Raw genomic sequence first — 1,300 nt, forward strand, 5'->3', positions numbered from 1 at the left:
GCCGCGGTCTGCGCCTCGTGGGCCTGGTCAGCTTCGCACGCCGTCCCCCTGGCATGACGGCTCGGCGCTTCAGGCCGCCTTGCGCTGCGCCTGTCGTTCCAGGGCCGCGAGCCGACGGCGCTGGTGGCGGTTGAGCGGGCGCACCGGCGCGGGTCCGCTCGTGCCGTTCCGCAGCGGTGCCAGGCGGCGAAGGTCCGGGCTCGCCGGAGCGGCGGGTTCGTTCGTGCCGCTTGCCGCCGCCGGCGCCGGAGCAGCAGGGCTCGCCGCGCCGGGTCCGTTCGTGCTCGCCGGCGGCGGTGCCGCCGGCGGCAGCTGCCGGCGCAAGGCATGGAAAGCCGCCAACGCCCGCTCCCGCTCGCGCTCGATCCGGCCGCGGTAGCGCAGCAGCGTGCTCATCGCCCGAAACGCCGCCTGGCGCGCCGCCTGCGCTTCTGCCTGGTCCTGGATCTCCTTGGCGGCGAACAGCTCGCCCAGGATCTCGGCCTCGAGCCGGTCGGCGCGGCTCTGGCGCCACATGGCCTGGATCGCCCGCTCCGCCGCGTGCCGCTCGGCGGCATCGCGGGGGTGGAGCGCGGCGAGGAGGTCGTCGCGGAAGGCCTGGTACTCGGCGGCGTCCTCGTCGGGCAAAAGGTAGAAGCGGGTGGCGCCCAGGCCGTGGCGGGTGGCGTTCGGGGCCGCGCGTGCCTTGCCCTCGGCGGGGCGGTGCGAGCGGGCGCCGTTGGTGCGTGCGGCTGCGGCTTGCGCGGGCGCGCGGGGGGAGGGCAGGGTGGTCATGCGCGGACCTCGGGACCAAGTTCCGGGATGCCAGTATTTTATCCTAGAAAAGCACCGCGCTCAACCCGAGATATTCATGGCGGCAGTGGAAGCTCGATCCGGCAGCTCACGCCCTCTCGCCCGAACGCGAGCCGCGCCGTGCCGCCGAGGCCGTGCTGCGCGCTCTGCTCGATGAGCGTGCAGCCGAAGCCCCGGCGTCGGGGCGGCTCGACCGGGGGGCCGCCGCGTTCCGTCCAGGTGAGGACGAGACGACCTTCCGGCGCCTCGATGCTGGACCAGGCGAGGTCGACCGTGCCGCCGTCGCGGGACAGAGCGCCGTACTTTGCGGCATTGGTGGCGAGCTCGTGCAGCATCAGGCTCAGCGTGCGCGCGATCCGCGCCGGCAGAAGCCGGCGCGGTCCTTCGAGGTGCAGATTGCCGGCGTCGCGGTACGGCGCCAGGGTCGCCTCGACCACCGCCCGGAGATCGACCGCCTGCTGATCGCTCGCCCCGAGCAGGGTCGAGAGGCGTACCAGCGTGTCGAGCC

Annotated in this window: 1 protein-coding gene and 1 pseudogene; both read right to left on the bottom strand. The window is 74.5% G+C overall.

Going from position 1 to position 1,300, the window contains the following annotated elements:
• Window positions 1-69: 69 nt before the first annotated feature.
• Window positions 70-774 carry a hypothetical protein gene (locus tag U1T56_RS24060; RefSeq protein WP_418162028.1) on the bottom strand — a complete coding sequence of 235 codons (705 nt, stop codon included), beginning with the start codon at window positions 772-774 and terminating at the stop codon, window positions 70-72.
• Between the two features lie 74 nt (window positions 775-848).
• Window positions 849-1,300, bottom strand: a pseudogene (locus U1T56_RS24065) (hypothetical protein); the annotation flags it as partial.

The organism is Benzoatithermus flavus, from assembly GCF_037908215.1.
GTDB classification, from domain to species: domain Bacteria; phylum Pseudomonadota; class Alphaproteobacteria; order Geminicoccales; family Geminicoccaceae; genus Benzoatithermus; species Benzoatithermus flavus.